This window comes from Streptomyces sp. NPDC054849 (assembly GCF_053610945.1).
This window is the reverse complement of sequence record NZ_JBSGZI010000097.1, coordinates 23,172-31,551: the sequence shown is the minus strand read 5'-3', so window position 1 is coordinate 31,551 and position 8,380 is coordinate 23,172. Positions and strand designations below refer to the sequence as shown.

The 8,380-nt window shown below is 73.5% G+C and carries 8 protein-coding genes and 1 pseudogene; 3 read left to right on the top strand and 6 right to left on the bottom strand.

All coding sequences use genetic code 11. The features are described 5' to 3' along the window. Positions 1 to 250: 250 nt before the first annotated feature. The 3 genes from ACWGIF_RS30755 to ACWGIF_RS30745 all read right to left on the bottom strand — a co-directional run bounded on the left by ACWGIF_RS30755 (position 251) and on the right by ACWGIF_RS30745 (position 2,893). Complete coding sequence (locus ACWGIF_RS30755) at positions 251 to 721, bottom strand: DIP1984 family protein (RefSeq protein ID WP_453502367.1); 471 nt, start codon at positions 719 to 721, stop codon at positions 251 to 253. Positions 722 to 830: 109 nt separating this feature from the next. Beyond that, positions 831 to 1,511 (bottom strand): response regulator, encoded by a 681-nt coding sequence (locus tag ACWGIF_RS30750; RefSeq protein ID WP_453502366.1) that lies wholly within the window; start codon positions 1,509 to 1,511, stop codon positions 831 to 833. Further along, on the bottom strand, positions 1,508 to 2,893 hold the full coding sequence (locus ACWGIF_RS30745; RefSeq protein WP_453502364.1) for a sensor histidine kinase: 1,386 nt from the start codon (positions 2,891 to 2,893) through the stop codon (positions 1,508 to 1,510). Before ACWGIF_RS30745 ends, ACWGIF_RS30750 begins: the two co-directional genes overlap by 4 nt. Positions 2,894 to 2,976: 83 nt before the next feature. Between ACWGIF_RS30745 and ACWGIF_RS30740 the strand changes: the two genes are divergently transcribed. From ACWGIF_RS30740 to ACWGIF_RS30730, 3 genes and pseudogenes are all read left to right on the top strand, one after another. Then, entirely contained in the window at positions 2,977 to 3,924 is a 948-nt protein-coding gene (locus ACWGIF_RS30740) for an AEC family transporter (protein WP_453502362.1), read from the top strand. Next, positions 3,921 to 4,498, top strand: a pseudogene (locus ACWGIF_RS30735) (HXXEE domain-containing protein). The gene ACWGIF_RS30740 and the pseudogene ACWGIF_RS30735 overlap by 4 nt, the downstream one beginning before the upstream one ends. 115 nt (positions 4,499 to 4,613) lie before the next feature. After that, positions 4,614 to 5,033 carry a hypothetical protein gene (locus tag ACWGIF_RS30730; protein ID WP_453502360.1) on the top strand — a complete coding sequence of 140 codons (420 nt, stop codon included), beginning with the start codon at positions 4,614 to 4,616 and terminating at the stop codon, positions 5,031 to 5,033. Here ACWGIF_RS30730 and ACWGIF_RS30725 read toward each other — a convergent pair. From ACWGIF_RS30725 to rox, 3 genes are all read right to left on the bottom strand, one after another. Further along, the gene (locus ACWGIF_RS30725) at positions 4,987 to 6,168 is read right to left on the bottom strand and encodes a hypothetical protein (protein ID WP_453502358.1); all 1,182 of its coding nucleotides are present in this window, start codon (positions 6,166 to 6,168) and stop codon (positions 4,987 to 4,989) included. The two genes, ACWGIF_RS30730 and ACWGIF_RS30725, sit on opposite strands and share 47 nt — an antisense overlap. A gap of 12 nt (positions 6,169 to 6,180) precedes the next feature. Continuing rightward, positions 6,181 to 6,675: a BBE domain-containing protein gene (locus ACWGIF_RS30720; protein ID WP_453502357.1), complete on the bottom strand. Its 495-nt coding sequence runs from the start codon at positions 6,673 to 6,675 to the stop codon at positions 6,181 to 6,183. Positions 6,676 to 6,897: 222 nt separating this feature from the next. Continuing rightward, positions 6,898 to 8,337 carry a rifampin monooxygenase gene (rox, locus tag ACWGIF_RS30715; RefSeq protein WP_453502356.1) on the bottom strand — a complete coding sequence of 480 codons (1,440 nt, stop codon included), beginning with the start codon at positions 8,335 to 8,337 and terminating at the stop codon, positions 6,898 to 6,900. Positions 8,338 to 8,380: the final 43 nt, after the last annotated feature.

The following is an 8,380-nucleotide window of genomic DNA, read 5'->3' as shown; positions in this document are numbered from 1 at the left end:
GGGAGCGTGAGCTCCCGGTCCGGGCGCCGTCCTGCGATGCGGATGCCCCGAACCCGCCCTCGTCACGATCGGATCTGCACGCGGTGATGAAATGTGCGCGATGCACTGTGACTCGTCACGCTGCTGAGCTGCACTGTCGTCTCGGGAGTCGAACCCGATGCGCTGCTCTCCGCGCGCCAGCCGGGCCGGTAACCGCCGGCCCTCGGTTGTGCACGCCTCCGGAGCGACTACCTGCTCCACATCGCGGGTCTCAGTCCAGGAGGTCGGCCTCCCAGTTGGTGCGCTGGATGCGTACGTCGATCTCACGGATCTCGCGGGCGGCGTCGTCGGCGCGAGCGCGCAGCTCGGCGACGGGCAGCGCCGGGAGCACCATCAGCTCGGAGCGCAGCTGACGGCCGTGGCCTCGTTCCCCACTGCCGGCGGCGGCGTCCGCAGCCGAGGTGAGCACGGAGTGGCGCAGGCGCAGGGTGTCGCGGCGGGCGAGGGCGTCGGTGAGGGTGCCGTCGGCCCCCATGTCGACGGCGGCGTTGGTCCGGTTGATGCGCCGGATCAAGGACTCCAGAGTGTCGAGGGTCTCGGTGACCTCGGCGAGCAGCCCGGCCGGGTCTTCCGCGGGGGTCTCGCCCTCTTGGTGGCGGGCGTTGGCCACGATGCGGGCCCGCAGCTGTTCGACGCGGCGAGCCGCCTCGGCGCGCTCCGCCAGTGCTTCGCCGAGCTTCATCGTGGTGGTCCGTCCCTTGGTGCCGTTCGCCGTGTGGTACTACTGCGCTGATCACCCTACGTCAGGTCACGGGGTAAGCCGCCTGCGCCGCGCACCGCGGGCCGGGCACTCAGGCGCAGTCGCCCGGCCGCACCAGCCCCGCCTCGTAGGCGAAGATCACGGCCTGGGCGCGGTCCCGCAGGTTGAGCTTGGCCAGCACCCGCCCGATGTGCGTCTTCACCGTCTGTTCGGCCAGCACCAGATGTCCGGCGATCTCCTGGTTCGACAGGCCGCGCGCGATGAGTTCCAATACCTCCGTCTCGCGCGGGGTGAGGCCGTTCAGCCGCAGCGCCGGGTTCTTGCGCGGTGCGGGCCGCTGCTGGACGAAGTCCGCGATCAGCCGCCGCGTCACCGAAGGCGCCAGCAGCGCCTCGCCCGACGCGACCACCCGTACCGCCGCGATCAGATCGGCCGGCGGGGCGTCCTTGAGCAGGAAACCGGAGGCGCCGGCCCGCAGCGCCTCGTACACGTAGTCGTCGATGTCGAAGGTCGTCAGCATCAGCACCTTCGGGCGGTGCACCACCCCGGGCGGGGGATCGAGGATCTCGCGGGCCGCCGTGAGCCCGTCCATCTCCGGCATCCGCACGTCCATCAGGACCACATCGGGGTGCGTGGAGCGCGCCACCTGCACCCCCTGCCGCCCGTCGGGCGCCTCGCCCACCACATCGATGTCGGCCTGCGCCGACAGCAGGGCGGCGAACCCCGCCCGCACCATGGCCTGGTCGTCGACGATGATCACGCGGATGGTCAACTGCCCTCCTCGTCCGTAGGGGCGCTCCCACCGGCGGTGTCCAACGGCAGGCGGGCCGCGACCCGGAAGCCGCCGTCGGGCAGCGGACCGGTGTCCAGCGTCCCGCCGGTCAACCGTACGCGCTCCCGCATCCCCACCAGACCGTGGCCCGTACCCGAACTCTCCAGCTCCACCACGGCATCCCGGGCCGGACCGTTGACCACGAGCACGAGGACCTCGTCCTCGTCGGCCGTCACCGAGACCCGGGTACGCGCCCCCGGCGCGTGCCGCACCACATTGGCCAGGGCCTCCTGCACGATCCGGTACGCCGACAGGTCCACCGCCGGAGGCGCCACCCCGGCAGCCCCCGCGGCCAGCGACAACTCCACCGGCTGCCCGGCCCGTACGGTCGCCTCCACCAGCTGCTGAAGCCGGTCGATCCCCGGCTGCGGGGCCCGCTCTCCCTGCGCGCCGCCGTCCGTCCCGTCACCGCGCAGCACCGTCAGCAGCCGCCGCATCTCCCCCAGCGACTCCCGGGCGCCGGCCGCGATCGCCGCGAACTCCTCCCGTACCGGCTCCGGCATGCCGGGCAGCCGGTACGGCGCCGAATCGGCCTGCACGGTGATCACGGACATGTGGTGGGCCACCACGTCGTGCAACTCGCGGGCGATCCGGGCGCGTTCCTCCAGCAGCGTCCGCCGCGCCCGCTCCGCCTCGCTGATGCTCTCCTGCTCGGCGATCCGCTGCTGCGCGTCGCCCAGACCGCGCAGGGCGCCCGTCAGCACCAGCAGCACCCCGCTGAGCACGAAGAGCAGGGCGGCGGTGTCCATAGAGCCCGCGGGCCGGGAGAAGCCCAGCGCCGCACCGAGCACGCCGGTCACCAGCCATACCCCCACCAGGGTCCGGATGGACTCGCGCAGCCCCAGGCAGGCCATCAGCACCAGGTAGCCGACGATGGTCATCGGCGGCCACGGCCACGGCTGCCCGGCCACCTCGCCGGCACCGCCCAGCAGCACGGCGGCGGCGGTGTCGGCGACCAGGACGAGCGCCCAGGCGGGCAGCGGCCGGGTCACCGCGAGGAGCAGCGGCACGGTCTGCGCCACCCCCAGCGCGCCCGACCAGCCGCCCGCCATCCCGTAGTCGTTGGCCAGCACCGTGATGGTCACCGGCAGCAGGGTCACCATGAAGATGCCGACGACGGCGAACGGCAGCAGGCGCTGCCAGGCCTTGGGCGCCTGTGCGAACAAGGGCTGCGCCGCCCGGGCGGGCGTGCGCAGCACCACGGCGAGCTGCGCCAGCGCGCCCGGCACGCGGGTACCGGGCGTTCCGGCCGGGGGACGTCGGGTGCGTTCGCGGTTCCGGCGGCGGCGCAGCCGGAAGCGGGTGCGGGCTTGGTCGCTCATGATCGGGCCAGCCTATGCTCCGCCGGGCTCGGGGCGGGGTGCGAGTAGGCTGCTCGCCTGTCGATCACGGGGGAGCCGCAGACATGGGTGGGGCAGCCGCGCTGGAGAAACTGGTGCCGGTGCTGCTGGCCTTCGGCGGCGGCGTCCTGCTCGCGCGCCGGAAGATCGTTCCGGCGGAGGCCTCCAAGGCCTTCTCCGACTACGCCTTCCTCTTCGCCGTCCCCTGCTATCTCTTCGGCAACATCTACGCCAGCGACCTCGCGGCCCTCTTCGACTGGCGGGCGATCGGCGGCTACGCCGCGGCGGCGGCCCTCGCGGTGGCGGTGGTGGCCACGGTGGCGGTCGCCCACGGCCTGCGCGAACCCCGCGCCGTGGCGCTGCGCGTGATGGCCGGGGTCCAGGTCAACACCGCGTACTTCGCCGTCCCCGTCTTCATCACCGTCTTCGGGACGGCGGCGCCGATCTTCCCGATCCTGTTGTTCCAGGTCTGCGTCCTGTCCCTGATCGTCATCGCCCTCATGGAACTGGGCCGGGCGGGCCCCGCCGCGGGCGGCCCGGGCCGACGCCTCATCCGAGCCGTCGGCGCCTCGCTCGCCACCCCGCTCGTCCTCGCCTGCAACGCGGGGATCCTGCTCAACCTGCTCTCGGTACGGGTCCCGGCCGTCGTCCTGGACGGAGCCGCCTTCGTCGGGGACAGTGCCTCCCCGGTGGCACTGTTCGCCCTCGGCCTCCACCTCGGCGGCCTCGGCCTCGACCTCCGCGGCACGACGCGCGAGGAGATGGCCCTCATCGGCTTCAAGTGCCTGGCGTTCCCGCTGCTGACCTGGGCGGTGTGCGGGATGCTCTTCGGCGTACGGGGCGAGTGGCTGGCGTACCTCGTCCTGATCGCCGCGATGCCCACCCCGCAGAACCTCTTCATCTTCGCCCAGCGCTACGACGTGGGCGTCGACCTCTCCGCATCGATAGTGATCAAGAGTTCACTCGTGTCCCTCCTGCTGCTGCCCCTGTGGCTCCAGACTGTTGCCGTATGAACACCTCCAACACCTCCAACACCTCCAACGTCCTGCATGCCTCCTCGATATCGCGAAGCGCCGTCGCGCTCGGACTGCTCGCCGCCTGGACCGTGCACGACCTCGAAGAAGTGGCCACCATGGCGCGCTGGTCCCGGACCCGGGTGCCCGCCCTGCGCGAGCGCCACCCCCATGTCCCCGACCGGCTCTGGCGGCGCCTGGAGGCCGTCGACGGCCGTGAGTTCGCCACCGCGGTCGGCGTGATGGGGCTCGTCGTCGCGGCCGCCTCCGCCGACGGCCACCGCACCGGCGGGCGATCGAGCTTCTATCAGGCCGCTTTGAACGGTTTCGGCCTGCACGGGCTCGTCCACCTCGCGCAGGCCGCGGCGACCCGGGGCTACACGCCCGGAGTGGTCACCTCGCCGCTGCTCGTGGTCCCGTTCACCCTGTGGGCTCGCGGCCGACTGCGCCGCGCCGGGTTCTGCGGCCCACGCGGGCGCGCGATCTGGCCGGGAGCCTGGTCCTCGCCGGTGTGGCCACCGCCGCCTCGCACGCCGTTGCCCGGCGCGTCCACCGGGGCGCGTTCACACGGTAGCGCCGGACTCCCGCGGGACGGGGTGCGGGCGGTCCTGACCGGCACCTGCCCGTCCTCCGCCCGCCCCGCAGGGCATCCGCTCGTACCCCGGGCGGGATCGGCTCGTTGACCCGGCATGGAACTGCCGACCATCGCGGCGCCGGGCGTCGGCGAACGGGCCGACGCCGTGGCCGATGCCGCCTGCCACCTCTGCGACACCATCAACCTCTGGGGAATCGGCGCGCCCCAGGGGCCGCGGCCGGCAGTGGCCGGGGGAGGGTGGAGCCGGACCGCCGCCGAGGACGCCGCCGAGGCCATCGAGACGACCGCGCACGCGCTCGCATCCATCGGACCGGGCGCCGAGGTCGTCCTCGCGCCCGTTCACGCCGCCCTCGCCGACCTCCGCCGGCGGTTCGGCCTCGCACCCGCCGATGCGCCGGCCGGCGACGGGCTTCCGCCGACGCCGCGTACGGTCGGCAACCCGCGCCGGACCCGCTGGGTCCGGGCGCTCACCGCCCCTTCGCCCCGGCAACCGCCTTCTCGTACAACTTCCTGACGTCCGTGCCGAAGTAGGAGCTGTACGAGGTGTCGGCCTTGTTCCCGCCCGTCTTCCAGCCGCCGATGACCCCCACCACGTCACCGGTTCCCGTACGCCCGTCGTAGCGGACCAGGAACGGCCCGCCGCTGGTTCCGCCGGGGTAGCCGGTGCAGTTGATGCGCAGGAAGGATCCGGGGATCCGCGCGTCGTTGCTCGTGAACTTGGTCGTCCGGTTGACGCACAGGCGCGGACGGGCGGCGGAGGACGGGTGACCGATCAGCGAAACCCGTGCGTGCGCGTAACCGGCGCCGGTGACCAGCCGGTTCCCGCCGACCACGTCCTGTACCCGGCGGCCGTGCGCATCCGGCCCGACCTGGGCGAAGGCCACGTCGAGGGTGGCCGCCCGGTCGACTCCCTGGGACCGGTATCGCGGGTCGATCCAGATCCTGGAGTGCCCGCCCGCGTTCCGCAGGACCGGGAACATGCCGTACGGCTGCGGTGTGGCACGCGTGTAGCGCGGTACGAACGCCACCTGCTGGGCGTCGGCGCCGAGCAGGCAGTGCGCCGCGCTGAGCACGAGGTCGCGGCCGGGGGAGGCGACCACGCTCGCAGTGCAGAAGTAGGTGCCGCCGCCCTTGACGAGGAACATCCGGCCGATGACGGGGATGCCGTCGAAGTCCTGCCCGATGCCGGGGGTGGTGGCCGGTACCCGGGGGACGACCGGACGAACGGGGGCCGGCGCGGCAGCCGGGACCTGCGCCGGTGAGGTCGCGGCCGGGACGGTCGGGGTGGCGGCCGGGGTCGGGGAGGAGGTCGGGGAGGGCACCGGCGCATCCGTCGCGACCGGCGTCGGCGTCGGGGCCGGCGTCGCGATCGGGGTCGGCGGGGGCGGATCGAGCAGGTCGAGCGGATCGAACGGGCCCAGGGGCTCCAGCGGCTCAAGTGGCGCAAGTGGTGTGGGGGGCGCCGGTGTCACCGGGGGCAGTGGTACGGCGGAGGCCATCCGTTCGTCGGTCCAGAAGGACTTCGCCTCGTGCGCGGACCACCGCGCGGCGGCCACCGGGACGGCGCTCCGCGCCTCCGCCACGGGCAGCGGTCCTGCGGGCACCAGCAGGGCGGCCGCCATCGCGGCCGTCGTCACCATTCGTCGCATGCCGGACTCTCCCTAGACGGCGTGGGGAAAACGGAAAGGCCGGTCCGGGTCGTAGGAACGCCGGACCGCCTGCAGGCGGGCGAGGTCGGGGCCGTAGTAGGCCTCCCGCCGGCCGGTGAGCTTCGGATCGGTGTGGTTCCGGTACGCGCGGCCGCTCGCCCCCGGGCGCAGGTCCTGCCACAGTCCGTCGAGCCGGCCCTCGTGCCGGTCCACCTCGGCGGCGTTGCCGACGCGGGCCAGTAGGCGAGGTACTGGGCGAGGAACGCGCTGTCGCGGTGCGCGAAGGCGGTGTCCCCGGCCGTGGGCCACCGCGCCCGGCGCGAGGGCGTCGTACCGGGGCTGGAACAGCCGCCGGGCCTCGGCGTGGTCGCGGGCCCCGGGAAGCACCACCCGCCCGTCCACGGAGCGGGCCGGCGCACCGTGATCCGGGCTCCGGGCGGCCGCGCCGACGGTGGCGAGGACGGCCGCGGCCGCGCTGCCGAGGACTTGGCGGCGATGGAGGGTCATACCTCCTTCCTGCCACCGCCCGGGCCGTTCGCGGTGCAGGCGGGTCCCACGCGCACCGGCCTGCCCCCCGAACGGCTCACCGCCGAAACGGTTCGATTCGTCGTATGGGCGGACCGGCTCGTCTCGGGACGGACCGGCTCGGTCCCCGTGCGGGGCAGCCGTGACGCGGCGCTCGAGCACGCCCCGCCGAGCAACGCACCGTTGCGGACCCCTACCTCGGGCTCAGCCGCCGACAGCCCCGCCGAACCACTTCGGCAGGTGGCCGAGCAGATCCCGCTGGTCCTCGCCGGCCCACGCCACGTGGCCGTCCGGCCGCAGCAGCACGGCGGGCGCGTCCAGTTCCTCGCTGACGTCGACGACGTGGTCGACCCGGTCCGCCCAGCCCTCCACCGAAAGGCGGCCGGTCTGGTCGAGCAGGAGCCCGCGGCCGCCGTGCATCAGCTCGTACAGCCGCCCCTGCTTCAGCGCCACGTCCCGCAGCCGCCGGCCGAGCAGTTCGTGACCCTCGCCGACGTCGTAGCGGACCCCGACCGCCGTGATCATCCCGGTCACGTACCGGTTCACCTCCTCGAAGTCCATCAGCTTCGAGAAGAGTTCCCGCAGTGCGGTGGCACCCGGACCGGTCCCGAGCAGTGTCATCTGCGCGCGGGTGTTGTCCAGGACGGCGGCTGCCACCGGGTGCCGCTCGGCGTGGTAGCTGTCCAACAGCCCTTCCGGCGCCCAGCCGGCCACCTCGGCGGCCAGTTTCCAGCCGAGGTTGAACGCGTCCTGCACGCCGAGGTTGAGCCCCTGTCCGCCGGTCGGCGGGTGGACGTGCGCCGCGTCTCCGGCGAGCAGCACCCGCCCGACCCGGTAGCGCTCGGCCTGCCGGGTGGCGTCGCCGAACCGGGACAGCCAGCGCGGCGAGTGCACGCCGAAGTCGGTGCCCGCGACAGCCCGCAGCTGCTGCCTGAACTCATCGAGGTCCGGCGCGGCCGCACGGTCCTCGGCCACGCCGTCGGCGGGCACGACGATGCGGTACACCCCCTCCTTCCCGTCCACGTCGGGGATGGCGCCGAACCGCATGTGGGTCGTGCGGACTTCCTCGACGACGGCGGCGATCGTCGCCGCGTCCTCGGTCACCTCCATGTCGCCCAGCAGCGTCTCGACCATGGCGGGCTCCCCGGGGAATCCGACGCCGATCTGCTTGCGCACCACACTGCGGCCGCCGTCACACCCGACGAGGTAGCGCGAGCGCAGCTGCGTGCCGTCCGCCAGCTCGACGGTGACCCCGTCCTCGTCCTGACTCAGCCCGACCACGTCGCAACCGCGGCGGATCTCGGCACCGAGTTCGACGGCACGCTCGTCGAGCAGCCGCTCGGTGACCGGCTGTGGCGTGGCGAGCCCGTACGGATGGGCCGTGTCCAACCGGTCCGGCCAAGGCTTCATGATGCCGCCGAAGAGACCGCCGACCTGGAACTTCTCACTGGAGGCGAGGAACCGGTCCAGCAGGCCCCGCTGGTCCATGATCTCGACGCTGCGCGCGTGCAGGCCCCGCCCGCGGGACTGCCCGGTCCGCTCCGGCAGCTTCTCCAGCACGACCACGTGCACACCGTGCAGCCGCAACTCCCCGGCCAGCATCAGCCCGGTCGGTCCGCCGCCCACCACGATCACGTCAATCATCGCCACACCCGTTTCGGCACATTGGGATTTCGGCCGCCGCTCC